Annotated in this window: 27 protein-coding genes, 1 tRNA gene and 2 pseudogenes; 18 read left to right on the top strand and 12 right to left on the bottom strand. The window is 59.7% G+C overall.

Translation table 11 applies throughout. The annotated features are described in order from the left end of the window. The first annotated feature begins 19 nt into the window (after positions 1-19). The 11 genes and pseudogenes from atzF (at position 20) to AC09SL_RS21585 (ending at position 8,240) form a co-directional block, all read left to right on the top strand. Entirely contained in the window at positions 20-1,798 is a 1,779-nt protein-coding gene (atzF, locus tag AC09SL_RS21635; RefSeq protein WP_058542941.1) for an allophanate hydrolase, read from the top strand. 260 nt (positions 1,799-2,058) lie between these two features. Next, positions 2,059-2,667: pseudogene (locus tag AC09SL_RS21630) on the top strand (GGDEF domain-containing protein); the annotation flags it as partial. Then, a complete protein-coding gene (locus tag AC09SL_RS21625; protein WP_064107053.1) occupies positions 2,660-2,878 on the top strand; it encodes a cysteine-rich CWC family protein in 219 nt (72 codons plus the stop codon). The pseudogene AC09SL_RS21630 and the gene AC09SL_RS21625, both read left to right, overlap by 8 nt. A gap of 35 nt (positions 2,879-2,913) precedes the next feature. Continuing rightward, complete coding sequence (locus AC09SL_RS21620) at positions 2,914-3,606, top strand: pseudouridine synthase (protein WP_058543057.1); 693 nt, start codon at positions 2,914-2,916, stop codon at positions 3,604-3,606. 311 nt (positions 3,607-3,917) lie between these two features. Next, positions 3,918-4,802: an alpha/beta fold hydrolase gene (locus AC09SL_RS21615; RefSeq protein WP_058543058.1), complete on the top strand. Its 885-nt coding sequence runs from the start codon at positions 3,918-3,920 to the stop codon at positions 4,800-4,802. 160 nt (positions 4,803-4,962) lie between these two features. After that, a tRNA-Gly gene (locus AC09SL_RS21610) sits at positions 4,963-5,036 on the top strand. Between the two features lie 128 nt (positions 5,037-5,164). Beyond that, positions 5,165-5,725, top strand: a complete 561-nt coding sequence (locus AC09SL_RS21605; protein ID WP_058543070.1) for a hypothetical protein — start codon at positions 5,165-5,167, stop codon at positions 5,723-5,725. 315 nt (positions 5,726-6,040) lie between these two features. Beyond that, on the top strand, positions 6,041-6,775 hold the full coding sequence (locus AC09SL_RS21600) for a zeta toxin family protein (RefSeq protein WP_058543059.1): 735 nt from the start codon (positions 6,041-6,043) through the stop codon (positions 6,773-6,775). Beyond that, the gene (locus AC09SL_RS21595) at positions 6,763-6,930 is read left to right on the top strand and encodes a hypothetical protein (RefSeq protein WP_165826043.1); all 168 of its coding nucleotides are present in this window, start codon (positions 6,763-6,765) and stop codon (positions 6,928-6,930) included. The genes AC09SL_RS21600 and AC09SL_RS21595 overlap by 13 nt, the downstream gene beginning before the upstream one ends. Before the next feature lie 727 nt (positions 6,931-7,657). Continuing rightward, the gene (locus tag AC09SL_RS21590) at positions 7,658-7,957 is read left to right on the top strand and encodes a DUF3077 domain-containing protein (protein WP_014337003.1); all 300 of its coding nucleotides are present in this window, start codon (positions 7,658-7,660) and stop codon (positions 7,955-7,957) included. A 115-nt stretch (positions 7,958-8,072) separates the two neighbouring features. Beyond that, the gene (locus AC09SL_RS21585; protein WP_116643002.1) at positions 8,073-8,240 is read left to right on the top strand and encodes a type II toxin-antitoxin system ParD family antitoxin; all 168 of its coding nucleotides are present in this window, start codon (positions 8,073-8,075) and stop codon (positions 8,238-8,240) included. A gap of 16 nt (positions 8,241-8,256) precedes the next feature. On the opposite strand, the gene AC09SL_RS21580 is transcribed toward AC09SL_RS21585, so the two are convergent. After that, complete coding sequence (locus AC09SL_RS21580; protein ID WP_003198732.1) at positions 8,257-8,736, bottom strand: Lrp/AsnC family transcriptional regulator; 480 nt, start codon at positions 8,734-8,736, stop codon at positions 8,257-8,259. A 144-nt stretch (positions 8,737-8,880) separates the two neighbouring features. Here AC09SL_RS21580 and AC09SL_RS21575 point away from each other — a divergent pair, with 144 nt between their 5' ends. The 3 genes and pseudogenes from AC09SL_RS21575 to AC09SL_RS21565 all read left to right on the top strand — a co-directional run bounded on the left by AC09SL_RS21575 (position 8,881) and on the right by AC09SL_RS21565 (position 10,417). Continuing rightward, positions 8,881-9,510 carry a LysE family translocator gene (locus tag AC09SL_RS21575; protein WP_058543060.1) on the top strand — a complete coding sequence of 210 codons (630 nt, stop codon included), beginning with the start codon at positions 8,881-8,883 and terminating at the stop codon, positions 9,508-9,510. Between the two features lie 279 nt (positions 9,511-9,789). Next, positions 9,790-9,966, top strand: a pseudogene (locus AC09SL_RS21570) (type II toxin-antitoxin system HicA family toxin); the annotation flags it as partial. 40 nt (positions 9,967-10,006) lie between these two features. Next, positions 10,007-10,417: a type II toxin-antitoxin system HicB family antitoxin gene (locus AC09SL_RS21565; protein WP_058543061.1), complete on the top strand. Its 411-nt coding sequence runs from the start codon at positions 10,007-10,009 to the stop codon at positions 10,415-10,417. Positions 10,418-10,533: 116 nt separating this feature from the next. On the opposite strand, the gene AC09SL_RS21560 is transcribed toward AC09SL_RS21565, so the two are convergent. After that, positions 10,534-10,680 carry a hypothetical protein gene (locus AC09SL_RS21560; protein ID WP_165826044.1) on the bottom strand — a complete coding sequence of 49 codons (147 nt, stop codon included), beginning with the start codon at positions 10,678-10,680 and terminating at the stop codon, positions 10,534-10,536. 176 nt (positions 10,681-10,856) lie between these two features. Here AC09SL_RS21560 and AC09SL_RS21555 point away from each other — a divergent pair, with 176 nt between their 5' ends. Then, complete coding sequence (locus AC09SL_RS21555; protein ID WP_057449713.1) at positions 10,857-11,261, top strand: low affinity iron permease family protein; 405 nt, start codon at positions 10,857-10,859, stop codon at positions 11,259-11,261. Between the two features lie 89 nt (positions 11,262-11,350). Here the strand turns inward: AC09SL_RS21555 and AC09SL_RS21550 are convergent, their stop codons facing one another. From AC09SL_RS21550 to fos, 3 genes are all read right to left on the bottom strand, one after another. Next, complete coding sequence (locus tag AC09SL_RS21550) at positions 11,351-11,854, bottom strand: DUF4142 domain-containing protein (protein WP_058543062.1); 504 nt, start codon at positions 11,852-11,854, stop codon at positions 11,351-11,353. Positions 11,855-12,139: 285 nt separating this feature from the next. Continuing rightward, positions 12,140-13,492, bottom strand: coding sequence for a sensor domain-containing protein (locus AC09SL_RS21545; RefSeq protein ID WP_058543063.1), 1,353 nt, complete (start codon positions 13,490-13,492; stop codon positions 12,140-12,142). Between the two features lie 176 nt (positions 13,493-13,668). Continuing rightward, entirely contained in the window at positions 13,669-14,085 is a 417-nt protein-coding gene (fos, locus tag AC09SL_RS21540; protein ID WP_058543064.1) for a fosfomycin resistance glutathione transferase, read from the bottom strand. Between the two features lie 257 nt (positions 14,086-14,342). On the opposite strand from fos, the gene AC09SL_RS21535 reads away from it, so the two are divergent. After that, complete coding sequence (locus tag AC09SL_RS21535; protein WP_058543065.1) at positions 14,343-15,578, top strand: aminotransferase class I/II-fold pyridoxal phosphate-dependent enzyme; 1,236 nt, start codon at positions 14,343-14,345, stop codon at positions 15,576-15,578. Between the two features lie 13 nt (positions 15,579-15,591). Then, a complete protein-coding gene (locus AC09SL_RS21530; RefSeq protein WP_058543066.1) occupies positions 15,592-16,755 on the top strand; it encodes an MFS transporter in 1,164 nt (387 codons plus the stop codon). Here the strand turns inward: AC09SL_RS21530 and yiaY are convergent. Continuing rightward, the gene (gene yiaY, locus AC09SL_RS21525) at positions 16,752-17,900 is read right to left on the bottom strand and encodes an L-threonine dehydrogenase (protein ID WP_058543067.1); all 1,149 of its coding nucleotides are present in this window, start codon (positions 17,898-17,900) and stop codon (positions 16,752-16,754) included. The two genes, AC09SL_RS21530 and yiaY, sit on opposite strands and share 4 nt — an antisense overlap. A gap of 140 nt (positions 17,901-18,040) precedes the next feature. Between yiaY and AC09SL_RS21520 the strand changes: the two genes are divergently transcribed. After that, on the top strand, positions 18,041-19,060 hold the full coding sequence (locus tag AC09SL_RS21520; RefSeq protein WP_058543068.1) for a DUF4917 family protein: 1,020 nt from the start codon (positions 18,041-18,043) through the stop codon (positions 19,058-19,060). A 169-nt stretch (positions 19,061-19,229) separates the two neighbouring features. Here AC09SL_RS21520 and AC09SL_RS21515 read toward each other — a convergent pair whose 3' ends face one another. The 6 genes from AC09SL_RS21515 to AC09SL_RS21490 all read right to left on the bottom strand — a co-directional run bounded on the left by AC09SL_RS21515 (position 19,230) and on the right by AC09SL_RS21490 (position 23,946). After that, positions 19,230-19,574 (bottom strand): YegP family protein, encoded by a 345-nt coding sequence (locus AC09SL_RS21515; RefSeq protein WP_058543069.1) that lies wholly within the window; start codon positions 19,572-19,574, stop codon positions 19,230-19,232. Positions 19,575-19,656: 82 nt separating this feature from the next. After that, the gene (locus tag AC09SL_RS21510) at positions 19,657-20,238 is read right to left on the bottom strand and encodes a DJ-1/PfpI family protein (protein WP_064107051.1); all 582 of its coding nucleotides are present in this window, start codon (positions 20,236-20,238) and stop codon (positions 19,657-19,659) included. A 224-nt stretch (positions 20,239-20,462) separates the two neighbouring features. Beyond that, positions 20,463-21,680 (bottom strand): class I SAM-dependent methyltransferase, encoded by a 1,218-nt coding sequence (locus tag AC09SL_RS21505; protein ID WP_058544303.1) that lies wholly within the window; start codon positions 21,678-21,680, stop codon positions 20,463-20,465. 211 nt (positions 21,681-21,891) lie between these two features. Continuing rightward, positions 21,892-22,509: a TPM domain-containing protein gene (locus AC09SL_RS21500; protein ID WP_058544302.1), complete on the bottom strand. Its 618-nt coding sequence runs from the start codon at positions 22,507-22,509 to the stop codon at positions 21,892-21,894. Positions 22,510-22,537: 28 nt separating this feature from the next. Beyond that, positions 22,538-23,296 carry a TPM domain-containing protein gene (locus tag AC09SL_RS21495; RefSeq protein WP_058544301.1) on the bottom strand — a complete coding sequence of 253 codons (759 nt, stop codon included), beginning with the start codon at positions 23,294-23,296 and terminating at the stop codon, positions 22,538-22,540. Positions 23,297-23,337: 41 nt separating this feature from the next. Next, the gene (locus tag AC09SL_RS21490) at positions 23,338-23,946 is read right to left on the bottom strand and encodes a LemA family protein (RefSeq protein ID WP_058544300.1); all 609 of its coding nucleotides are present in this window, start codon (positions 23,944-23,946) and stop codon (positions 23,338-23,340) included. Between the last annotated feature and the right edge of the window lie 180 nt (positions 23,947-24,126).

The following is a 24,126-nucleotide window of genomic DNA, read 5'->3' as shown; positions in this document are numbered from 1 at the left end:
CAATCAAAGGATTAACACCATGAACTTCTCTCTTCGCTTGGACGACCTGCGTAACACCTACCGCAGCGGCGAACTGACGCCACGCCAATTGCTGCTGGGCCTGCGGGAAAAAGCCGCGGCGCTGAACCCGGACTATCACCTGTTCATCCACCTGCTGACGGCCGAAGAACTGGAACCCTACCTGGCCGCATTGGAAAGCCGCGACCTGGAGAGCCTGCCGCTGTACGGCGTACCTTTTGCCATCAAGGACAACATCGACCTGGCCGGCATTCCAACCACCGCCGCCTGTCCGGCATTTGCCTACGTGCCGCACCGTTCGGCGACCATTGTCGAGCAGTTGCTGGCACTGGGGGCGATCCCCCTGGGCAAGACCAACCTCGACCAATTCGCCACCGGGCTCAACGGCACCCGCTCGCCCTACGGCGCCTGCCGCAACAGCGTGTTGCCCGACTATCCGGCCGGCGGCTCGAGCGCCGGCTCGTCGCTGGCCGTGGCCTTGGGCGTGGCAAGTTTTGCCTTGGGCACTGACACCGCCGGCTCCGGTCGAGTGCCCGCAGCGCTGAACAATCTGGTGGGGTTGAAGGCCACGCTGGGGTTGATCTCCACGGCGGGCGTGGTCCCGGCCTGTCGCACGCTGGATTGCGTCACGACCTTCACGGCAACGGCCAAAGAAGCCAGTCAGCTATTGGCGCTGACGGCCCGTTCGGACCCGCGTGACGACTACAGCCGCCACAACCCGCAGTGGAACGACGGCGCCGCGTTCGGCACACCCCGGCGCTTTCGCTTCGGGGTGCCGCGCCAGCAGGACCTGGCATTTTTCGGCTGCCAGGAAGGTCCGCAACTGTTTCAGGAAGCCATCGAGCGGCTCGAACGCCTGGGCGGCGAAGCCGTGGAACTGGACTTGTCGCCATTCCTGGAAGCGGCGCGGCTGCTTTATGAAGGCCCCTGGGTGGCCGAACGCTACAGCGTTGCCGGCCCCTTGATGGAACGCGAGCCAGAGGCCGTACTGCCGGTCATCCGCGCCGTCCTGGCGAAAGCACCTACGGTAGATGGCGTACAAACCTTCCGCGCCCGCTACCGTTTGCAAGCCCTCAAGGCCCAGTGCGACCGGGCCATGGACGCGCTCGATTGCGTAATCACCCCGACCATCGGCCGGCCGGTGACCCTCGCCGAACTGGCCGCCGAACCAGTGCTGCGCAACTCGGAGCTGGGGTACTACACCAATTTCATGAACCTGCTGGACTACGCCGCCGTCGCCGTTCCCAGTGCGTTCATGGCCAACGGCTTGCCCTGGGGCGTGACGCTGTTCGGTCGAGCCTTCACCGATCAATACCTCTTGAGCGTGGCCGATGCCTTGCAGCGTCAACAGGACACGACTTTACCAGCGCCCGCCCACCCGGCACGACACGACCGGGCGCGGCTGGTCGTGTGTGGCGCACACCTGGACGGGTTGGCGCTGAACGGGCAGCTCAAGCAACGCGGTGCGCGGATGATCGAGGCCACCCAAAGCTCACCGGACTACCGCCTCCATGCCTTGGCCGGCGGCCCACCCCTGCGCCCCGGCATGCTTCGGGTCAGTGAAGGCGGCGTGGCAATCGAGGTGGAGGTCTGGGAACTGCCGAGCAGCGAACTGGGTTCATTCCTGACCGGCATCCCCGCACCGTTAGGGCTGGGCAAGGTGCAACTGGCCGATGGTCGCTGGGAAAGCGGATTCATCTGCGAGTCCTATGGCCTGGAAGGCGCACGGGACATCAGTCACCTGGGGGGATGGCGGGCATATCTGCGTAGCCTGGAATAAGGCCGAACCTGGGGTGAGGGAGCCTGTTCCCTCACCATGGCCCTACAAACCTGCAAATCCGAATGTCTTTTCCCACAAGGCCACTAAACTGACTTCATTGGGTCTGCGCCAAGGGAAACGCCATGTCGCTCCGTTCGTCGTTGTATTCCCAGCACAAGCCGCTCCTGGCCGTGGTGGCGCTGCTCGGTACAGGTTTCCTGATCATTGCGTTGCTGGGCTATTACGCAGCCCAGGCCTCGGTACGCGATAACCTCCTCAAGACGTTGTATCTGAACCTGCTGATCGGCGTGCTCGTGACGCTGGCCGTCCTGGCAATCCTCTATCGGTTGATCAACAGCTACCAACAACGCATCGACGCCCAGGCCACCCTCGACAGCCTGACCGAATTGCCGAATCGCCATGGCTTCGACCTACTGGCCGTGCAAGCCCTGCATGAAGCCCAGCGCGAGCCCAAACCCTTGACGGCGCTGCTGGTGGAACTGGACGATTTCAAGCGGCTGGACACCACCCATGGTCATATCGCCACCGATCAGCTGCTGACCGGGTTCGCCCGCGACCTGACGCAAAGCCTGCGGCATTCGGACATCGTGTGTCGCTGGGGCACTGAAGCCTTTGCCGTCCTGCTCAAGGACACCGACGGACAGACCGGTCTGAAAATCGCTGAGAAAATTCGTCAGCACATCGAAAAGCAGTGCTATTTCTGCAGCGGAAAACAATTGCGGGTCACCGTCAGCCTCGGCCTCACCACCTTGCAGGACGAAGACACCTTGCACAGCCTGCTGTCGCGGACCGATCATGCGCTGCAACGCGCCCGGCAGACCGGGTGCAATCGAACCTGCGTGGAAATGCCTCACTCCAGTTATGAATAAACCCGACCTTTGCCCGGCTTGCGGCGGCACCAACGACTGCACCCTGGCCGACCCACGAACCGCCGACCGGGCCTGCTGGTGTTACGGCGTGAGCATCGACCCGGCCGTGCTCGAAGCATTGCCGGCCGAGCTGCGTGACCGGTCCTGCCTGTGCCCACGCTGTGCCCAGGTCGAAGCCCAGTTGCGCGCCAAGCCCCAGCCGATCGCGTAAGATGCCCGCCCTCCGTTGCCTTGCCTGAACTGTCCATGCGCGTCGACCGTTTCCTCAGTAATCTGCCGCGATTCAATCGCCAACAAGTGCGCCTGCTGCTGGTGGAACGCCGGGTGCGTATCGACGGCCAGACCGTCAGCGATCCCCATGCCCAAGTCCGAGAGTTCAGTCGCGTTGAAGTCGACGACCAAGTGCTGCAAGCAGGCCGACCGGCGCGCTATTTCATGCTGCACAAGCCGCCCGGCTGTGTCAGTGCGACCCGCGATCCGCAACACCCCACCGTCCTCGATTGGCTGGACGAACCGGACAAGGACGACCTGCACATCGCCGGGCGCCTGGACTTCAACACCACCGGACTGATGCTGATCACCAATGACGGCAGCTGGTCGCGGCGCCTGACCCAACCGCAGACCAAACTGCCCAAGGTCTACTACGTCGAAACCGAGCAAATCATCACGGCCGAATACGCCGACACCTTCGCCCGGGGCCTGTACTTTGCCTTCGAGGACCTCACCACCCAGCCAGCCGAGCTGACGCTGCTGGGGCCCAGATCGGCGCGCTTGAGCATCGTTGAAGGGCGCTATCACCAAGTCAAGCGCATGTTCGGTCACTTCAACAACAAGGTGCTGCGCCTGCACCGCGAACGCATGGGCCCGATGACGTTGGACGCCCATCTCGAGCCGGGCCAATACCGCGCCTTGAGCCTTGAAGAAGTCCGTTTCATCTGAGCCCGCTACCGCTGGGCAGAAGTGTCGAACAATTTTCCGATAGGTACTTGCGCAACGGTCGCCCCCCTGCTTGAATCAAACCGTCGGCCGAAATGTGACCGATGAGTCACAACATACTTCCAAGAAACCTTTTGCCGGCTGGAACCCTCAGGTTCCGCCTTGTCCCGCCGGCAAACTGCCCGCCTATAACAACACCCGTCGACCGTTTTTTTTGGATCGACATGGGCTTTATCTTCCAGGCGTATGCCTACCTGTCACATTGCCCGTGCAATCTCATTGCGCGCATACCCGCTTGCCAGGAGTCTTATGACATGAGGCCAGAAATCGCTGTGCTGGATATACAGGGTCAGTATCGGGTTTACACGGAGTTCTATCGCGCAGACGCCGCACAAAAGACCATCATTCTGGTCAACGGCTCAATGGCCACCACCGCGTCGTTTGCACAGACCGCCAAAAACCTCTACCCGCAATTCAATGTTGTGCTGTACGACCAACCCTACGCGGGCAAGTCAAAGGCTCACAATCGACATGAGCAAATGCTGACGAAAGAGATCGAGGGCCAGATTCTCCTGGAACTGATCGACCACTTCGCCGCCGAGCATGTGCTGTCGTTTTCCTGGGGCGGCGCCGCCACGCTGACCGCCTTGGCGCAGCAGCCACGGCGCATCGAAAAAGCGGTGATCAGCTCGTTCTCGCCGGTACTCAATGCGCCAATGCGCGACTACCTGGAACGCGGTGTGGATTATCTGGGCAGCCTGGACGGCGACCGTGTCGGGCACCTGGTCAACAGCACCATCGGCAAGCACTTGCCGCCGCTGTTCAAGCGCTTCAACTATCGCCACGTCAGCAGTTTGGCCGAGCACGAGTACGGGCAGATGCACTTCCACATCAGCGATGTGCTCCACAGCGATCAGTTGTGCTATGTCAACGCCGCGAAAAAAATCAATGTACCGGTGTTGTTCCTGAACGGCGAATGGGACGAATACACCGCGGCCGACGACGCCAGGCTCTTTGCCGATCACGTGCAGCACAGCAGCTTCAGCACGCTGCAAGCCACCGGGCACTTCCTGGACATGGAACACAAAGCCGCCTGCCGCGACAGCCGTAACGCCTTGATGGGTTTCCTCACACCGGAACACCACGAAAGCCGACCGCGCTATAGCTACGTGCAGGGCCATCATGCACTGGCCATCTGAAACCGAGTCCTGGCGAGCAAGCCCCTTTGCGCCTTCAGCAACGGGGCCTGCCCGCCAGTGACCGCTCTGGTTTGAGGCTCGCATAGACGACTGACCGCACGTTGCATGAAGAAAAACTTCAAATCCGTGCCCACATCTGGTACAAAGTCAGCCGCTCTGAGCGGGTGTCGTATAATGGCATTACTCCAGCTTCCCAAGCTGATAACGAGGGTTCGATTCCCTTCACCCGCTCCAATCGAATTCTGGTCCTGCGTCGTATGTTTTTTGGCGAGGGATTAAAAAACCGGCTCTTGGTGGCCGGTTTTTTTTTGGTCTGGAATCTGGTGGGATTTGCGCCCGAGTACCTATGGAGGAGAGCAAGGATGCACCTGATTGACTCATATCTGCCTACGTATCAGTTTAGTGAATTGCATACCGTGGACATCCCCGTAGAGCCTTCCCATGCCATGGCGGCAATCCTCGCCCACCGCCCCGAAGACGACCGTTTTTTTCGGTATGCAATCAAGCTTCGCGAACTCCCCATGCGCCTGTTGGGTCGATCTCGGCATGCAGGCGCTGATCAACGCGCTTCATTCGGCATGGATAATTTCACGTTGCTTCAGCGCAACGGCGACGTAGAGGTCGCTTACGGGCTCGCCGGCAAACTGTGGAAAGCCGACTACGGCCAAGTTGTTGTCGCGGATGCCGAAGCGTTCGAGCTATTCAATGAACCGGGGAATGTGAAACTGGTCATCAGTTTCAGCTGCCAGTTGCTGCGACCGGGCTTGACGAGGGTCACCACGCAAACGCGGGTGCATTGCCTCGACGCGGATGCGTTGCGAAGTTTTACGTCGTATTGGTATTTGATTCGCCCGGTCAGCGGGCTTATCCGTCGACGCATGCTCAAAGCTATTGCGAGGCGTTGTGCAGCAGGCGCTTTTTAAATTCTTCATCGCAATACAGATCTGTTGTCACCAAGAGACGCTCAAAATTGAGCCATTGACTGAGGCGGATCTCTGCGTCATGTCATGTGACGCACATCTCGATTCATCACCTACCAGCTATGCGAAGCGCACCGGCCAATGGGGCCTTGCCACCTCTAGGTTAGAAACACTTGGACAAGGTCAACGCGGCGGATTACGCCGTAATTTCCCCTCCCAGGTGTCGCATGCGGTACGGTAAAACCCGGAGCACAAACGGCAAATCACCAGTCACTCGAAGAGGGTTCGCATCCAGTGCAAGAAGACAAAAGGCTTGGAATGACGAGAGAAGAGCAGGCCATCTGGGATGACGCGATCAGGTTTTCCCGATCAAACAAGAAGGCTATTGGCAAGCGGCTCACGGATCAGACCAAGTATCCACCCGAAAAAGAACCTGTTTCGGTTTTCATGGCTGGATCGCCGGGTGCTGGCAAAACAGAAGCATCCTTAGCGCTGCTGAACCTTTTCTGTGATACGCCCATCCTACGAATTGATCCAGACGAACTCAGAAACGAATTTGAAGCGTACCAAGGTGGCAATGCCTGGCTTTTCCAAGGTGCCGTTTCAATTCTTGTTGAGAAGCTGATTGACCTCGCCCTAGATCGAAAGCAATCTTTTCTGCTGGATGGGACTCTTTCAAATATAGATATCGCGAGGAAAAATGTGCAGCGGTGCCTCGACAAGGGGAGATTTGTACAAATACTCTACGTCTATCAAGATCCTAGGCTTGCTTGGGCCTTTGTAACGGCCCGTGAGGAAGCCGAAGGACGGAGGATTCGACCTGAGCATTTCGTCGACCAATACTTTGCAGCACGTGACGCGGTAAACACGCTTAAGCTAGAGTTTGGCAAGGATCTACATGTCGATCTGCTTGTGAAGCACATTGATAATTCTGGACGCCTCTACAAGGCTGGCGTTGACAAGATCGACTACCATATCCCCGAGAAGCATACGCGACACGAACTGATGGCCATGCTTGGGATAAATGACGGAGCAACCCCATGTTTACCATGAAACTCGGATCCACAAAGGAGTCCACGAGTCCATTCGCAGACTTCATTCGTAATGCGAAATCGGAAGAAAAAAAACGCGTCTACAGTGAAGTGCTGACCGAAGCCACCAAAAAACAGAATGAAGTGATGCTGGCGGCGCGTGAAAAGCAAGCCTGATTACGTTACTGGATTCCAAAACTGCCCGGCCGAACGCCGGGCTTTTTCATTCTGTCGTCACCCTGCTTTTCGCGCTCTGGCGCCTACAGGCTCGCCGGCAATCTTTGGAAAGCCGACTACGCCCAACGAGACGTTGCGCACCTCAACAACGGGACCGTTAAGGAAAGATAGACAATAGTCCTGAGAAAAAATGAGTCCCGTGGCGAGGGAGCTTGCTCCCGCTTGAGTGCGAAGCGCTCACAAGAGGGGCCACTGCGCAGCCCAGCGGGAGCAAGCTCCCTCGCCACGTATTGCATGGCCCCGGGATATTTGTAGGCAAAATCCGAGAATTGCGTAGGGGGTGCGCTTACGTTGCTTTTCGGCGAGTTTTCGCCTTGTTGCCCTTGTCCTTCGATGGCTACTCTCCAGACGTCGCTGCAAATTCAGCGACCGGGCCTAGGAACCCGTTGAATTCAAGGCGCACAGCGCCCATAAAATTGCAGGCGTTTTTTGTGTTTGCGATGATGTTTTATGGCGGCTGTGCGTGGGACACCCTCGGGTGTGCCGGGTGCCTTGATTCCCGGTTCCTAGCCCACGTACGGCCGCCACCCGAATCTAGGAAAGGATGGCGGCGGTTTCTCAAGTCAAGGAGTGAAACTATGCGAAACGTAATTCCATCTTATTTCCACGCTGACCGAACCAAGCCTCAGCTTGGGGCCAACGACCTTCCGTCCTTCGGAGGCAGGCCATGAACGAAAACACTGAGCTAAAAACCATCGGCTACACCCCCTTCAACTATTCCGCTGATCGAGCGCTGTTCCGTGTCAACGGCGGCGTCCCCATCCAAGAAGCATTGGAGCGGGCATCGGACCTTTTGCATCTCGCTCACCGGCTTGCCGAAGACGCGGCGTTTGAAAAGAGCACCGACCGATACGCCTGGGCTGCGCACTTTTTGTTGGAGATGAGCAAGGCGGTGATTGATGACGTTGTGAAAGTCATTACGCCAAGACCAGCAGCTGAGTCCAAGAAAAAATCCGAGGCGCAGTAGATCGACAGTAAGTCCTGAGCATGGGGACATAGGGAACCCCATCCGACAGACAGCGCTAAGCCCTGCTTCTTTCGCAGCGGGGCTTAGCAATACCGACGTCCCTAGAGGCTCAAGCATGGGAAGCGTTCGAAAAACTATAACCGTTGCCAATCAGCGCGCTCAGGAACGTAATGCCGAACTGAAGGATATCCGCTCGGCCCTTGAAGACGGTGAGTCCAGCGGCCCCCCTCGCCCATTCAATCCCGACGCATTCAAACAGCGAATGTTATTAGGACGTGGATAAATCCCCATCGTAAAAACTATTCAGCCCCAGGCAAATGCCCCAACGGCAACGCCCCCGGCGTCTTCACCGTATTAATCGCAAAGTTACTCCGGATATCGCTGATGCCGGGCAATTTCAACAAATGCCCCGTGACAAAACGGTCATAAGCCCGCAGGTCCGGCACCACGACTTGCAGTAGAAAATCCGACTCGCCCGATACCAGGAACGCCGAGATCACTTCGGGCAATGCCGTCACTGCCTGGCGAAATGCTTCGGCTCGCTCGTCGTTGTGCCGTTCGACCTTGACGCCGACGAAGATCGTCAGCCCGAGGCCCACTTCGTCGCGGTCCAGGACGGCTTGGTAACCACGAATCACCCCCGCCTCTTCGAGCATTCGCACGCGGCGCAAGCAGGGCGACGGGGACAGGCCGATTTCTTCGGCCAGTTGCACGTTGCTCAGGCGGCCGTCGCGTTGCAGCGCGACGAGGATTTTGCGGTCAAAGGCGTCCAGTTTCATAAGTTGGCATTTTCCGATTGGATGATGCAGATATGTGGCAGGTTATGCCAATTCCCTAAGCTTTAGAAGCTGACTTCGCAACCACCTGCCCCGCCCCTCCGCCATAGACTGGTCACTTGCGAATCGTTGATGAAGGGGTGTGGCATGGCAGAGCTCGGGTTGTTTTTGATGGCGTTGGCGGTGGCGTATCTGTTGCCCGGGCCGGACATGATTCTGCTGCTGCAAACCGGTGCCCGTCAGGGCAGGGGCGCAGCGCTGGCGACGGCGTTGGGCCTGGGGGTTGCTCGTGGGTGTCATGTCGCATTGGCGGCGTTGGGGCTTTCGGCCTTGTTCAAGACCGCGCCGTGGACGTTCGATGTCGTGCGTCTGGCCGGGGCGGCCTACTTGTTATGGATCGGTTTTCAATGCCTGCGGACCACCTTGTTGCCGAATTTTGAAAACGCCGCTGTCGAGGCCGGAAAGCGGCGTTGGCACCAGGCGACTCGACGTGGGCTGCTGACCAATCTACTCAATCCCAAGGCCTTGCTGTTTTGCTCGGTGCTGTTGCCGCAGTTCATCGATCCACAAGGCGGGCCGGTGCTGGGGCAGTTTGCGACCCTGGGCGTGGTACTGGTCGGCGTCGGCCTGCTGTTCGATAGCGCCTATGCGTTGGTGGGTGTTGCACTGGGTCGCTGGCTTCAGCGTTCCCCTTCGGCCCAGCGCGTGCAGCAGTGGTTGTTTGGGAGTCTTTTGATTGGGTTTGCGGTGCGGCTGACGTTTGTGCAGCAGTCATAGCGACCGAAGTTTCGCGAAGTGGCCCCTGGTATTTGAGCTGTAAATCCAGGGCTGCTTCAGCCCAGCGGGAGCAAGCTCCCTCACCACACAAGTATTTTCGTCCGGCTTCACATCCCGAAATAAACCCACCCCGCCCCTCTGCCGCCCTTGTACCACGCCGCTTCTAGACTTCGTTGCAGTGACCACGCGAGTCCACCGATGTCGAACTTGGTGGTTATAGTGTTGATCATTCATTCTAAGTAGGTATAGTACCCACCAAGCGCACCACACGGAGGTGTTGTGAATAGCCGATTTTTGATAAGCCAGATCATTGCAGACGGTTGGTATCTGGTGCGGGTTCGGGGCAGCCACCATCATTTCAAGCACCCGACCAAACCGGGGTTGGTCACGGTTCCTCATCCGAAGAAGGACCTGCTCAAGAAAACGGCCATCAGTATTTTGCAACAGGCGCTGCTTCAGCCGGCCCGTTGCGCGACGTTCCCGGAGGACGATGAATATGCTTTACCCGATTGCGATTTCCATGGGCGATGACAAGCACGCCTGGGGTGTTGAAGTGCCGGATATCCCCGGTTGTTTTTCCGCAGGCGACGACCTGGACGAGGCCATGGCGATGGCGCGTGAGGCCATCGAGGGTCACTTCGAGATTCTGGCTGAAGACGGCTCGCCGATTCCGCCGGCCAATACTGTGACGCTGCACGCAGCCAATCCGAAATATGCTGGCTGCACCTGGGCACTGGTGGACATCGATGTGACCAAGTACCTGGGCAAGGCGCAGAAACTCAACATCACGTTGCCCGGCTACCTGCTCAATCGTATTGATGAATATGTGTTGCACCATCCTGAAGAGAAGAGCCGTTCCGGCTTCCTGGCTTCGGCGGCGCTGAAGGTGTTGCAACAAGGGCGCTGAGACGCCACCACCAACTGTGCGAGCTTGCTCGCGATAGCGGTGTGTCAGGCACCCATGATATCGCTGAGCCGACGCCATCGCGAGCAAGCTCGCTCCCACAGGGTTGAGCTAGACGACTATTTGTTTTCCGTTCCAGACTCTTGCATCTGCACCGAAGACTTGGTGCCGTCGGTGTTGTCCTTGGTCTCGTTATCCGAGTTGTCGAAACAGCCTTGCAGGGCGAACAAAGCGCAGGCGAGGTAAAAAGTGCGGGCGAAATTCATGATGTATTCCGATGCTGAGGGCTTTAAGCAGAGACCTGCGAGCGTGGCAATGGTTGCGACTGTCATCGCGCCGGACGATGAACGTCGACGGATGCTTGCAACTGAAATGTAAGTAGAATTTTCACCATCTCGTTGCTGTCACACCAGACAGGTGCATCCCATAAGGAAACACAGCAATGACGTTCGCAAAAATCGCTCAAAAACTGGCCCTCTGGGCGGGGAGCCCCAAGACATTCCTGGGCGCCATCGTCTTGTTGGCGCTCTGGGCCCTCAGCGGACCTCTTTTCGACTTCAATGACACATGGCAACTGATCATCAATACATCAACGACGATCATTACCTTCCTGATGGTGTTCCTGATTCAAAACACGCAGAACCGCGATACCGACATCTTGCACCTCAAGGTCGATGAGTTATTGCGCGCGACCAAGGAGGCACAGAATGCGATGCTCGGCCTTGAGTCGCTGGACCTCAAGCAACTGGAAGCGCTGAGAAAGCATTACCAGGCCATGGGCCAGGGCGAAGCCAAGAGTCTTGAAGGGCTGGAAGAAAAGAACAAGGTAGACCTGAACCAGTGCTGACGCAGACGCGCTGGAAGCGCTCTCCTTCTGGCGGGCAAAAATCAGCCGGGACGCGAACGTCCCGGCCCTGAATACAAAAACGCAGCAGATCAACGGCTGGCCTGCAGCGCCCTGGCCATCTCGAGGTGGGTCTGCAGTTTAGGCAGGGTTTCATCGGCGAAGGCCTTGATCTCCGGCACTTCGGTGGTCTGGGCCTCCTGCTGGATCTGCGCAATGGCCTCCTCGGTGGCCTTGACCTGGCTGGCGGCATACGCAGCCTCGAACGACTCGCCTTCCTTGACTTGCGGCATCAGGGCCTTGGCCTTGTCAGCCACTTCTTCCCGGGGAGCGACGGGCAAGTCAAGCTTCTTGGCGATCTTCGCCAGGTGTTGATTGGCCGTGGTGCGGTCGTTGATCACCATGATGGTGTAGTCCTTGACCTCCCTGGATTCGGCTTTCCCGTGGGCCATGCGACTTGTCTCGATGTCGGCCATGCCTTTGGCTGAAGCATCGTTGATGAATTCGGCAGGCGATTGGGCCCAGGCACTGTTGGCACCCAGGCCCATCAGCACGACGACACTGGTGATGCGAAAAAAGCTGGCCATACGGCTCATGGTCGCGCCCTCCTCTGATGAAAATTCTGGCGGGTTCTCCGCCTCTGAATCAGAACCACCCCAAATGATCAGGCGAAACGCCTGACCCCGTTGCGGCCAGTTCCGGCTTTCGCCGGGCATCTGTCGACAGCCGCGAGGGTGGTTCTCCCACTTCTGCGACCCGCTGCAGACACCTTCGTTCGATCGTGAGTGATGTTTCCGGCGAGCGGGCCTCACCTGACATTTGAAACGAGCAAAGCCCGAAAGGTTGAAAAAACGTCCAGCACCACGACGAACGGTGGCGCGCTATCCGATATCCAACACCCTGTGATTCCGGCGTTTGGCGGCATACATCGCCTCGTCGGCGTGGCGGAACAGGGCAACATCTTCAGTGCCATGATCGGGGAAACAGGCCACACCGATGCTCGGCTCGATGCTCAGGCAGTGCCCGTCCAGACGCAGCGGCTGGGCCAGTGCATGGCGGATTTTCTCCTGTACGCTTTGGGCATCCTCCAAGGCATGGATGCTGTGCAGCAGGACCACGAACTCGTCCCCGCCAATACGTGCCACGGTGTCAGTGTCGCGGATACAGCCCTTGAGACGCTTGGCCACCGCTTGTAGCAACATGTCGCCAACCCCGTGGCCATAGGTGTCGTTGACCTGCTTGAAACGGTCCAGGTCGATGTACAGCAAGGCCATGCGCCCGGACGCAGCACGGGCGGTGGTCAGTGCGCACTTGAACCGTTCACGAAGTAATTCGCGGTTGGGCACCTGGGTCAGTTGATCGTACTGAGCCATATGCTGCAACCGGGCATGCAACTGCTTGCGCTCGATGGCGACGGTGATCTGGACGCAGACGTATTGCAGCAGCTCCTTGTCCTGCTCGGTGTAGCGCACGTTGTTCGGCGCACTCTTGACGATCAGCGCGCCAATCGTGCCACTCTGCGAGTTCAGCGGCACGCCCAGCCAACAAGGCGCGTCTGGCTGCGCCACAAGGTCGTCGAACCCCGGCGGCAAGTGACTGCCACCGGGCGTCAGCAGGATAGGCTGGCCACTGCGAATCACCTCGGCGCACAAACGCCCGGTGACCGTGCCCGGCAATTCGGGCTGCCTTTCCCGGTCATCGACGTGATAGGGGAAGTTAAGCTGCGAACATTGTTCGTCATACAGCGCCACCGAAAAATTCAGCGCCGGCAACCACTCGCCAATAATCAGGTGGATGCGCTTGAACAGCGCCATCAGGTCCGCCGCGGCATGGGCCGCCTCGGAAATCGCATACAACGCCGCCTGCCGGGACTCCGCCTGCTTGCGTTCGGTGATGTCCCGAGCCACGGCGATGCGCAGTTGGTCCGCCGGCGACCAGCGCGCCGACCACAGGATGTGCACCACTCGACCGTCCTTGCGCAGGTAACGGTTCTCGAAATTGAGCTTGGGCTCGCCATCCATGATCTCCCGCGCCGCCTCAAGGGTCCGCTGGCGGTCGGCAGGGTGCACCAGATCGATCATCGGCTGGCCGATCAGTTCCTGCGGGGTGTAGCCAAAAATTTCTTCACAGGCAGCGCTGACAAACACGAAACGCCCTTGGCCGTCGACGGCACACACCGCGTCCAGCAGAAGGTCGATGTAGCTGGCCAGCGGCGCGGAACTTCGAGTGTCCATGGGGCTGGAGGTCATCCGGATAATGCAGCGGTAAACGAAGCGGGTAATCGTCAGTTCGTGACGCCGATACAACGAGCGAGACTGACGCCCCCAGTACCGATGAGGATAGCGTAGGCGATCAACTGTAGGGAATGAAACGCCCAGTAGGCGCAGCAACTCGATCCGACGCTGCCCCATCACGGCTCGGTAAAAAACACCATGCCGACATACGGTGCCTGCCGACAGGCCTTCAACCGCGACGCCAGGTCGCCCACATGGACTTCGAACTTGTGCCCGTCCGGGTCGAGAAAGTAGAACGAATCACCCTCGCTACGGTTGTCTCGCCACGATGACACCCGGGCCGCGTTCAGCCGCGCCACCAGCACCGGGAAATCCTCGGCATCGATGCTCAAAGCATAATGAGTGTAGTCCGCCGCCGGCTCGGGCCTGCGCAATGGGTCGAGAGACAGGCACAACCACAAACCCGGCAGCGATAAATAGGCCCCGCTGTTCCACTTGGCTTCAAGACGCAGCTGCAATAGCTCGTTATAAAAAGCCACACTGCGATCCAGCTCGGTGACAGCAAGGGTCAGGTGATTGAGGCCTGTGAGCATGAGTGAGCAACCTTCAGAAAAGAGTGATAACCCAGCGGGCTTGGGGCAAACCCCTGGTATTCCCAAGCTCCGACATCGCCGATGGATTCCCCGTCCAAGGCCCTAGGCAAAGTCCTACACAGAACTCTCCCGTAACGCTCAAACACACCGGAAACGGCCGATTCAAAGCCCTGCACAACAATCTGTAAAGTCTGGAAACACACCGCTATCGAAACAGCCCACGGACAGAACCACTCACCAAGGAATGTAATCGCACCATGAACCAGACGGCTCAAGCGCCCCATCACTTCACCCACTACCGCAAGATGATTTCCCTCGCAGACCAGAACTGGCAGGGCACCGAAGCCGGAAAAATCTCAGGCCTGAATGTCGAGGTCAAGACACCCAATGTGCTGGTCGATCAATACGGCCGCACCTTTCATCACTTCTGTACCACGTCCTACCTGGGCCTGGACTATCACCCCGCGTTGCTGGACGGTGCCATGACTGCCCTGTGGGAAACCGGCACCCTGCGGGTCGCCAACTCAAGAAATCGCTGCAAGCTGGCGATCCTGGACCAGTACGAAACCCAATTGTCGGAACTGTTTGGCGCCAGTTGCCTCAGTGCCCTGTCGTGCAGTGCTGCAAGCGCCGGAATCCTGCCGCTGCTGGCCAGCGGCGCGTTCACCAACCAGTGTTCGCCGGTCATGGTGTTCGACAAACACGCCCATTACTCGATGAACCACAGCAAGGCCGCCTGCGCCGATGAAACCCAGGTCATCACCTGCCCGCACAACGACATGGATTTCATTGAAGACTTGTGCAAACGCCAGCGCAGCGTGGCTTACGTAGCCGACAGTGCCTACAGCATGGGCGGATTGGCGGACCTGGACAGCCTGATGTATCTCAAGCAGCGCTATGGCCTGTTTCTCTATCTGGATGACTCCCACGCACTGTCTACGGTCGGGGAGTCCGGCGCAGGCCTGGTCCGTTCGCGCATCCCTGCCGTGGACGAGCGCACCCTTATCGTTGCTTCACTGGCCAAGTCATTCGGCGCCAGTGGCGGGCTGGTCATGTTTGGCAGTGAACGGCACAAAGCGCTGGTGCAGCGTTACGGTGGGCCGAGCAATTGGTCCCAGAGCCTGAACGCTGCGGCCATCGGCGCCGGCATGGCCTCGATCCGCCTTCACCGCAGCCGAGAATTCAGCGCCTTGCAGGAGCGTTTGCAGGCTAACATCCGCTTCTTCGACAGCCTCGTGCGCACCGAACAGCGCGGCAGTCCCATGGCAATCCGTATGGTGCCCTGCGGTGAAGCGACGCTGGCCAACAGCCTGGCCGTCGAACTGGCCGAACTGGGGTATTTCACCTCGGCGGTTTTTTTCCCCGTGTTGCCGCAAGGCAAGGCCGCTATTCGCATTACCCTGCGCGCCGACATGGAGTCGAAAGTAATTCGCTCGTTTTGCGAAAAGGTCACCGAACTGCTGCTGAGCCACGGGCGTGACATCCGCCCTTGAGACGGGACGCTTGATGAAAAATCGTACAACCCTGATCGTCACCTGCACCACCGTCTTCCTGGCCCAACTGGGCATGAGCATTTACTTGCCGGCCCTGCCCGATATCGCCCGGGATCTGGGCGCCGATGCGGGCCGGGTTTCCTGGGGCTTGTCGGTGTACCTGATCGGCATGGCGCTGCCCATGTTGCTCTGGGGCAGCCTGAGCCAGCGCCTGGGGCGCAAGCCGGTCTTGCTGGCGGCTCTGGGGCTGTATGGCCTGGGCAACCTGGCCCTGCCGCTGGGCACGACAGTGGAGGCGTTCCTGACACTCAGGTTGATCCAAGGCATCGGTGCCAGCGGAATCTCGGTGATGGCACGGGTCTTGATTCGTGACAGCTTCAGCGGCGACTTGTTGGCCAAGGCGCTGTCATGGATATCGATCGCCTTTGTGATTGCCCTAGGTATCGGCCAGTACCTGGGCTCGCTGATCCAGGCTGCTTTCGGGTGGGAGGCGATTTTCCAAGGCTTGGGTGCCGTCAGCCTGACCATGGCTGCGGCGGTGTCCCGGGCCAGGTTCCCGGTGCTGGTGCAAGCCGGCAATGGGCAATCGGCATGGGGCATCTACGGGCAAATACTCCAGCAACGGGCGTTCCTGCTGCCAGCCTTGGCCGGTGGGCTGGGTTACGGCGTGATCGTCGCCTTCAATACCGCAGCGCCGCTGATCCTGCAGGAGAGCTTCCACTGGTCGCCCATTGAATACGGCCTGCTGGGTTGGCCAGTCAGTGCGGCGTATTTGCTTGGGGCGCTGGTGGTGAACGCTTTTGTACTGCGTACCGGTCAACGGCGAATGATGGGTTGGGGCATCGTCCTGGTACTGGGCGGGTGCATGACCATGCTGGCAGGCAGCCTCACCTTGAGCGGCATCGCGTTGCTCTTCTGGCTGCCGTATTGCTTCGCGGTGTTTGGCCAGTCGTTGATCTACCCCATCAGCCTGTCCCTGGCCAACGAAGGCTCACCGGTGGCCGGCGCTTATGCCATGGCGTTGAGTGGGTTCCTGCACCAACTGATGGCCTCGGTAATCGGCGCCATGGCCAGCCTGTTGTTGAGCCAACAGGCCTGGCCGCTGGCGGCATTGTGTGCGCTGCTGGGCGCGGCGGCGATGCTCTGTGTGAGGTTCGTGCCGCCCCGGGTCGCTTAGAACGCGCTGCGGAAAATCTCTTCGATCTGCCGCTGGTCCGCTGCCCGTGGGTTGGTCAGGCCGCAGGCGTCTTTCAAGGCATTGGCAGCCAGCACCGGCACGTCGTTGAGGCGTACGCCCAGCTCGCGCAAGCCGGTCGGAATGTTCACGTCATGGGCCAGTTTGCGGATCGCCGCAATGGCGTCCCGGGCCCCCTCTTCCGGGCTGAAGCCGCGCGTATCGGCGCCCATGGCATGGGCCACGTCGGTCAGGCGAACGGCGCACACCAAAGCGTTGAAGCTCTGCACGTGAGGCAACAGCACCGCGTTGCACACCCCGTGAGGCAGGTCGTAGAAGCCACCCAGCTGATGCGCCATCGCGTGCACGAAACCTAATGATGCATTGTTGAACGCCATCCCCGCGAGAAACTGCGCGTAGGCCATGTTCTCCCGCGCCGTCAGGTCATTGCCGTCACGCACGGCCAGGCGCAGGTTGTTGCTGATCAGGGTGATGGCCTTCAGGGCGCAGGCATCGGTGATGGGGTTGGCGGCGGTGGAGACATAAGCCTCGATCGCGTGGGTCAGTGCATCCATGCCGGTGGCGGCCGTCAGGCCCTTGGGCATCGCCACCATCAGCGCCGGGTCGTTCACCGACATCAATGGGGTCACGTTGCGATCGACAATCGCCATTTTCACGTGGCGTGTCTCGTCGGTGATGATGCAAAAACGGGTCATTTCGCTGGCAGTGCCCGCCGTGGTGTTGATGGCGATCAACGGCAATTGCGGCTTGCTCGAACGGTCGACGCCTTCATAGTCGCGAATCTGCCCGCCGTTGGTGGCGCACAGCGCGATGCCCTTGGCGCAATCGTGGGGCGAACCGCCGCCCAGCGACACGATGAAATCGCACCGGCTCTCCTTCAACAGCCCCAGCCCGAGCTCGACATTGGCAATGCTTGGGTTGGGCTTGGCACCGTCGAAAATCACGGAATCGATGTCCTGCAGCGCCAGTTGCTCGGTCACCATGTTGGCGACGCCGGCCTTGGCCAGCCCCGCGTCGGTGACGATCAGGGCTTTGCGAAAGCCGTAGTTGCGAATAGCGGTCATCGCTTCATCGAGGCAGCCCAGCCCCATGATGTTCACGGCGGGAATGAAAAAAGTGCTGCTCATGGGGTCACGCTCCTGGTTGAGGCCGGATCGGCAGGGCCTACAGAATGACCGAGTAGTCATGACGCATCTTGATCTGGCTCAAGACTGGGTCGTGATAAAGTCGCGCCCTGCCTTTGCCACGTTTTGAGATGATCCTTGCGATGACCGATTTCCAGGAATACGACAGCCGGCTTGAAGACTGGGAGGCCGTGCGCGCCGACACCGCCTTCAGCGGCCTGCTGGTGGGCAATGGGGCCAGCCGCGCGGTGTGGGACGATTTCGGCTATGACTCGCTGTTCGAAAACGCCCGTACCGTCGAGGAAAAACCCCTGACACCGTCGGAACTGAGCGTGTTCGACGCGATGCAGACGCGCAGTTTCGAACAGGTGCTCGCGGCGCTGAAAACCACCAGCCGGGTCAACAAGGCCCTGGCCGTCAGCTCCGCCGCGCCACGCAATCGCTATTACGCGATCAAGGAAGCGCTGATCAACACCGTGCATGCGGTGCACATCCCGTGGCGCCTGGTGCAACCGGCGACCCTGGCGACGCTCAACCAGGAGCTGAGCCGCTACCGCACGGTGTTCACCACCAACTACGACCTGCTCAACTACTGGGCGATCCAGCAGGCGCCCGAGACCATCAGCGACCTGTTCTTCGGTGAAGACCATAGTTTCGACCTGAGCCAGGCGACCACAGACAAACCGCGCCTGCTGTACCTGCACGGCGGCCTGCACCTGGTGCGCAACCAGGACGGCACGGCGCGCAAGCTCACCTCCACCGAAGGCACCTTGTTGGGCAGTTTCGCCATCAACAACACGATCAAGACCCTCGACGACGTGCCTTTATTCGTCAATGAAGGCCCGAGCCAGGACAAGCTCAAGACCATCCGCAGCAGCGATTACCTGTCGTTCTGCTACGACCAGTTGCTGCAGCACGGCGACAACCTGTGCCTGTTCGGCCACGCCCTGGGCGAGCAGGACCACCACATCGTGCGAGCCCTGCGCCTGGCCGCACCGAAAACCGTGGCGATTTCGATCTACCCCCGTAGCCAGGCGTTCATCCAGCATCAGAAGCGGCATTACGCCAAGGTGTTCCAGGGGCTGAAGGTGCAATTGCGCTTCTTCGATGCCAAGAGCCATCCGCTGGGCGATCCGAAGTTGTCGGTGCCGGTGGAGGTTTAAAGGCAGGTTAAAAACGCGTGGCGAGGGGATCTATGTGTGAGAGCAAAGCTTGCTCGCGATGAACGATGACTCGGTTAGCCTGCACAACCGCAGCGCCTGCATCGCGAGCAAGCTTTGCTCCCACACATGATTTCTCGTCCACAGGCTGGGCGCCCTTATTGCTGTGCCTTCAGAGCGCAGCCACGGTCTTGTCCTTGATGACCGTCGTCGGTCCATTGGCCTTGACGCTGGCGATGCCTTTGTCCCGGGCCGCGTCCGATGAATAAGCTTCACTGCTGCCAATCACCTCATGGTTGGCAGCCTTGAGGTTGAAGTACGGATGGCCGTCCTTGGTGCTCTTGAGTTCATAGCGCTCGGCCAACGGACTGTTTTTCTGCACCGAAACAATGCCGCTGTCGGCACCGCTGCGGGTGGTGTACAGCTCACTGGTCAAGATTGTCTCGGCGTTGGCTGCCTTGAGCACAAACCGAAACTGGCCGCTGCTGCTTTTGCTGATTTCGTACCATCCGGACATGATTTTTTCTCCTGGCAATGAAAACATGCCCCGAGAGTAAAGACCCGCTGCGCTTGCCCTGCCAGTCTGGTGTGCAGCGTTATTACAAAGTGATGGCCGTGCCCAGCAGCGTCAGGAACCCCGCCAGCCAGTTCGGGTGCGCAGGCCAGGCCGGTGCGGTCGCCAAGTTGCCCTGCACATGGCCTTGGGTCACGGGAATGTCGATGTAGGTCCCGCCCGCCAGCCGTACTTCCGGGGCACATGCCGGGTAGGCGCTGCATTCACGCCCTTCGAGGATGCCCGCCGCCGCCAGCAATTGTGCACCGTGGCACACCGCGGCAATCGGCTTGCCCGCCAGATCGAAATCGCGCACCAACTGCAAGACGGTTTCATTCAGGCGCAGGTATTCCGGCGCTCGTCCACCCGGCACCAGCAGCGCGTCGTAGTCGGCGGCCTGGACGTTGGCGAAGTCATGGTTGAGGGCAAACAAGTGCCCCGGCTTTTCACTGTAGGTCTGGTCGCCTTCAAAGTCGTGGATCGCTGTGCGCACCGTCTGCCCGGCGGTTTTGTCCGGGCACACGGCGTGCACGGTGTGACCGACCATCTGCAAAGCCTGGAACGGCACCATGACTTCATAATCTTCGACGTAATCGCCGACCAGCATGAGGATTTTCTTGGCAGCCATGGGAAGGGCTCCTTTGGGGATGCGTGAATGGTTAACGCATTAAAGGTAGACCGGAGTGTTGGCAGGCGAGCGATAACCGCTGATTACCTGACGGGATGCATACCCAAAGATACAAATTCCCCTGTGGGAGCAAAGCTTGCTCGCGATGAGGGCGACACGGTTCAACTGCCAGAACCGCGTCATCGCGAGCAAGCTTTGCTCCCACAGCGTTCGGTATAGCTGCTTCAGGCGAGGTATCCATCCGCCCGCAGCAGCGTTTCGAGGCAGTGCTCGGTGATGTGGTAGAAGGCCTTGAGTTCCTGGATCTTGGCCAGCAGCTCGGTGGGGTCCACCGGTTCGGCGCGTTTGACGGCCAGGATCATCTTGTTCTTGTTGGTGTGGTCCAGTGAGATGAACTCGAAGACCTTGGTCTCGTAGCCGCAAGCTTCCAGGAACAGCGCCCGCAAGCTGTCGGTGACCATTTCCGCCTGCTGGCCCAGGTGCAGGCCGTATTGCAGCATGGGCTTGAGCAAGGCCGGGCTCTGGATCTGCAAGCGGATCTGCTTGTGGCAGCACGGCGAGCACATGATGATCGAGGCGCCCGAGCGTATGCCCATGTGGATCGCGTAGTCGGTGGCGATATCGCAGGCGTGCAAGGCGATCATCACATCCACCGCGCTTGGCGCCACGCTGCGCACGTCACCGTGCTGGAAGCTCAGGCCCGGGTGTTCCAGCCGCGCGGCGGCTTCGTTGCACAGCTTGACCATGTCTTCGCGCAGCTCGACACCGGTCACCACGCCTTCGGCCTGCAAGGTGTTGCGCAGGTAATCGTGGATGGCGAACGTCAGGTAGCCTTTGCCCGAACCGAAATCCGAGACCCGCACTGGTTTATCCAGGGCCAGCGGCGAGGATGTCAGCGCATGGCTGAAGACTTCGATGAACTTGTTGATCTGCTTCCACTTGCGCGACATCGCCGGAATCAGCTCGTGCTTGTGGTTGGTCACGCCCAGGTCGGCCAAAAATGGCCGGTTCAGGTCGAGGAAGCGATTCTTCTCACGGTTGTGCTCGGCCGATGGCACTTCCCGCAGTTGCTGGGGCTTGCTCTTGAACAGCGAGCTCTTGCCCTTCTTGCTGTACTCCAGTTGCGCCTCGTCGGTGACCGCCAGCAAATGCGCGTTCTTGAACGATGCCGGCAACAGCGCGGCAATGGTTTGCACCCCTTCGGCCAGCGGGAAATTCTTGGTGATATCGCGGGTCTTGTAGCGGTAGACGAAGGACAGGCACGGCTGGTCCTTGACCGTCAGCTGCTTGATGATCAGCCGCTGGAGGTCTGCTTCGTCACCCACGTACTTGGCCAGCACCAGTTTGATGAAGCCGTTCTGCTCGAGGCTGGTGCGCAGCAGCTCGATGAACTGGGCGTGGTGATCCGGCGCGGGACGGATGGGCGTTGCGGTGGCAGACATGAAAAAACGGCCTCGGGGCGGCGAATCGGGAATGGCGGTATTTTAGGGGGGATGGGCAGCGAGGGCACGGAAAAGTTCGTTTGGCGACCAGTAGCCTCTGTGGGAGCAAGGCTTGCCCGCGATGAATACATCGCGATTCAGCAGGCTAAACCGAGCCATTGTTCATCGCGAGCAAGCTTTGCTCCCACAGGCTTGTGCTGGCAGGAGATTTTCAGCCCAGCACCACCAATCGATTGGGCAGTTCATTGCGCTCTTGGGTCACCGGCACGTGCTCCTTGAGCAATTCGCCGCAAGCTTCGATGCAGGTCACGAAACCCTGCAAGGTCTGGCCCTGGCGAACCTGCTGGGTGAACGTTGCGACGATGGCATCCCAGCATTTGTTGTCCAGGCGCTTGGAAATACCTTCATCGACCAGGATTTCCACGTAGCGCTCAGCCTCGCAGACAAAAATCAGCACGCCTGTGCTGCCCACGGTGTGGTGCAGGTTCTGTTCGAGGAATTGCCGGCGCGCCAGGTTGGAGGCCCGCCAGTGACGAACGGAACGAGGGATCAGGTGTGTGGTGATCCTGGGGATGCGAAACACCAGGCATAACACGATGAAGCTGACCCACTGCACCAGCAACAGGCTGTGCATGGCCAGCCAGCCGGTGAGGTAATGGACCACGCCGGGCACCACCAGGGCCAGCAGGCTGGCCCATAGCAGCGGGATATAGGCGTAGTCGTCGGCGCGGGCGGCCAGCACCGTGACCAGTTCAGCGTCGGTATACCGCTCGACCCGGGCGATGGCCTCGGCGACCTTGCGTTGTTCGTGTTCAGTCAGTAGTGCCATGGTTAAAAGTGCCTGCTCATTATTATTGTCACCAGCCGCCCGACGAACCGCCGCCCCCGAAACTGCCACCACCACCGCTGAAGCCCCCGCCGCCTCCGCCACCGAAGCCTCCACCGAAACCACCGGAACCGCGCGAGCCGCGGGAGCCGCCGCTTCCGGTCGGCAGGATACCGAGCATCTGACAGACCAATACCGTCAAAATAAACAGGATCACCAGGAAGACGAACAGCCCTGGATGGCGCTCGACATAATCGCCCTGCTCCTGCTGCCCATCGGCACTGTATGCCGGCGCCGGCTCATCCAACGGGCTGCCGCCCAGCACCACCAGCATCGCCGCGACGCCGTCGCTGATGCCTTTGTTGAAGTTGCCGGTCTTGAAGGCCGGGGTAATCACCTGGTTGATGATCACCGAACTCTGCGCGTCGGTCAGGCGATCTTCCAGGCCATAGCCCACCTCGATGCGCAGTTTACGGTCATCCCGGGCGACAATCAGCAGCGCGCCGTTGTTTTTATCCTTCTGCCCGATGCCCCAGTGGCGCCCCAGTTGATAGCCGAAGTCTTCGATGCTGCTGCCCTGCAGGTCCGCCAGCGTGACCACCACGACCTGTTCGCCGGTGGCCTGTTCATGGGCCTTGAGCTGCGCTTGCAGTTGCGTGCGTACCGATGGCTCAAGCATCTGGGCGGCGTCCACCACCCGCCCGGTCAATGCCGGAAACTTCAGCTCGGCCTGGGCCGTGATGGCAAACACCCAGAGCAACAGCACCAGGCCAAATTTCAACACGCGCATTGGAACTCCAGTGTGGGAGCGAGCTCGCTCCCACAGTTTGTTCAGAACTTCACTTCAGGGGCTTTTTCGGCATTGGGGCTGGTGGCCTCGAAGGTCTCGCGGATCGGCAGGTCGCTGTACAGCACGCTGTGCCACAGGCGTCCCGGGAACGTGCGGATCTCGGTGTTGTATTTCTGCACGGCCAGGATGAAGTCGCGGCGGGCCACGGCGATGCGGTTCTCGGTGCCTTCGAGCTGCGATTGCAACGCCAGGAAATTCTGGTTGGCCTTGAGGTCCGGATAACGCTCGACCACCACCATCAGCCGGCTCAACGCGCCGCTCAACTGGTCCTGGGCCTGCTGGAACTGCTTGAGTCTTTCGGGATTGTCCAGGGTGCTGGCGTCGACCTGGATCGACGTCGCCTTGGCCCGCGCTTCAATCACAGCGGTGAGGGTTTCCTGCTCGTGCTGGGCGTAGCCCTTGACGGTTTCCACCAGGTTGGGAATCAGGTCGGCGCGCCGCTGGTACTGGTTCTGCACCTGGCCCCAGGCAGCCTTGGCCTGTTCGTCCAGGGTCGGGATGTTATTGATGCCGCAACCGGCCAGCAACGTGGTGAGCAGCATCAGGGCCAGCATCGGCAGGCTGCGAAGGTGGTTCAGTCGTGGATTCATCGGGTGGAACTCTCCCTTGCATGACATGGAAAAACACGGCCACCTATCTCACCGGCGCCTGGGGCATAATTTGCCGCCGCACTGGATTGAAACGGGTCGATGGGCTAAAAGATGCGCAGTGCGAAACTAAGTTCAGCCCAATGGGTTCGAAAGTGTGCTGCATTTAACTGAACAACAATA

It is taken from the genome of Pseudomonas sp. PF05, assembly GCF_056521845.1.
Note: the sequence above shows the minus strand (reverse complement) of the source record. Positions and strands in the feature narration are given on the sequence as shown.

Excerpts from the sequence above, each read along its gene's own strand:
- atzF (WP_058542941.1), top strand. The coding sequence starts at position 20 with ATGAACTTCTCTCTTCGCTTGGACGACCTGCGTAACACCTACCGCAGC.
- AC09SL_RS21625 (WP_064107053.1), top strand. The coding sequence starts at position 2,660 with ATGAATAAACCCGACCTTTGCCCGGCTTGCGGCGGCACCAACGACTGC.
- AC09SL_RS21620 (WP_058543057.1), top strand. The coding sequence starts at position 2,914 with ATGCGCGTCGACCGTTTCCTCAGTAATCTGCCGCGATTCAATCGCCAA.
- AC09SL_RS21615 (WP_058543058.1), top strand. The coding sequence starts at position 3,918 with ATGAGGCCAGAAATCGCTGTGCTGGATATACAGGGTCAGTATCGGGTT.
- AC09SL_RS21605 (WP_058543070.1), top strand. The coding sequence starts at position 5,165 with ATGCACCTGATTGACTCATATCTGCCTACGTATCAGTTTAGTGAATTG.
- AC09SL_RS21600 (WP_058543059.1), top strand. The coding sequence starts at position 6,041 with ATGACGAGAGAAGAGCAGGCCATCTGGGATGACGCGATCAGGTTTTCC.
- AC09SL_RS21595 (WP_165826043.1), top strand. The coding sequence starts at position 6,763 with ATGTTTACCATGAAACTCGGATCCACAAAGGAGTCCACGAGTCCATTC.
- AC09SL_RS21590 (WP_014337003.1), top strand. The coding sequence starts at position 7,658 with ATGAACGAAAACACTGAGCTAAAAACCATCGGCTACACCCCCTTCAAC.
- AC09SL_RS21585 (WP_116643002.1), top strand. The coding sequence starts at position 8,073 with ATGGGAAGCGTTCGAAAAACTATAACCGTTGCCAATCAGCGCGCTCAG.
- AC09SL_RS21580 (WP_003198732.1), bottom strand. The coding sequence starts at position 8,736 with ATGAAACTGGACGCCTTTGACCGCAAAATCCTCGTCGCGCTGCAACGC.
- AC09SL_RS21575 (WP_058543060.1), top strand. The coding sequence starts at position 8,881 with ATGGCAGAGCTCGGGTTGTTTTTGATGGCGTTGGCGGTGGCGTATCTG.
- AC09SL_RS21565 (WP_058543061.1), top strand. The coding sequence starts at position 10,007 with ATGCTTTACCCGATTGCGATTTCCATGGGCGATGACAAGCACGCCTGG.
- AC09SL_RS21560 (WP_165826044.1), bottom strand. The coding sequence starts at position 10,680 with ATGAATTTCGCCCGCACTTTTTACCTCGCCTGCGCTTTGTTCGCCCTG.
- AC09SL_RS21555 (WP_057449713.1), top strand. The coding sequence starts at position 10,857 with ATGACGTTCGCAAAAATCGCTCAAAAACTGGCCCTCTGGGCGGGGAGC.
- AC09SL_RS21550 (WP_058543062.1), bottom strand. The coding sequence starts at position 11,854 with ATGAGCCGTATGGCCAGCTTTTTTCGCATCACCAGTGTCGTCGTGCTG.
- AC09SL_RS21545 (WP_058543063.1), bottom strand. The coding sequence starts at position 13,492 with ATGGACACTCGAAGTTCCGCGCCGCTGGCCAGCTACATCGACCTTCTG.
- fos (WP_058543064.1), bottom strand. The coding sequence starts at position 14,085 with ATGCTCACAGGCCTCAATCACCTGACCCTTGCTGTCACCGAGCTGGAT.
- AC09SL_RS21535 (WP_058543065.1), top strand. The coding sequence starts at position 14,343 with ATGAACCAGACGGCTCAAGCGCCCCATCACTTCACCCACTACCGCAAG.
- AC09SL_RS21530 (WP_058543066.1), top strand. The coding sequence starts at position 15,592 with ATGAAAAATCGTACAACCCTGATCGTCACCTGCACCACCGTCTTCCTG.
- yiaY (WP_058543067.1), bottom strand. The coding sequence starts at position 17,900 with ATGAGCAGCACTTTTTTCATTCCCGCCGTGAACATCATGGGGCTGGGC.
- AC09SL_RS21520 (WP_058543068.1), top strand. The coding sequence starts at position 18,041 with ATGACCGATTTCCAGGAATACGACAGCCGGCTTGAAGACTGGGAGGCC.
- AC09SL_RS21515 (WP_058543069.1), bottom strand. The coding sequence starts at position 19,574 with ATGTCCGGATGGTACGAAATCAGCAAAAGCAGCAGCGGCCAGTTTCGG.
- AC09SL_RS21510 (WP_064107051.1), bottom strand. The coding sequence starts at position 20,238 with ATGGCTGCCAAGAAAATCCTCATGCTGGTCGGCGATTACGTCGAAGAT.
- AC09SL_RS21505 (WP_058544303.1), bottom strand. The coding sequence starts at position 21,680 with ATGTCTGCCACCGCAACGCCCATCCGTCCCGCGCCGGATCACCACGCC.
- AC09SL_RS21500 (WP_058544302.1), bottom strand. The coding sequence starts at position 22,509 with ATGGCACTACTGACTGAACACGAACAACGCAAGGTCGCCGAGGCCATC.
- AC09SL_RS21495 (WP_058544301.1), bottom strand. The coding sequence starts at position 23,296 with ATGCGCGTGTTGAAATTTGGCCTGGTGCTGTTGCTCTGGGTGTTTGCC.
- AC09SL_RS21490 (WP_058544300.1), bottom strand. The coding sequence starts at position 23,946 with ATGAATCCACGACTGAACCACCTTCGCAGCCTGCCGATGCTGGCCCTG.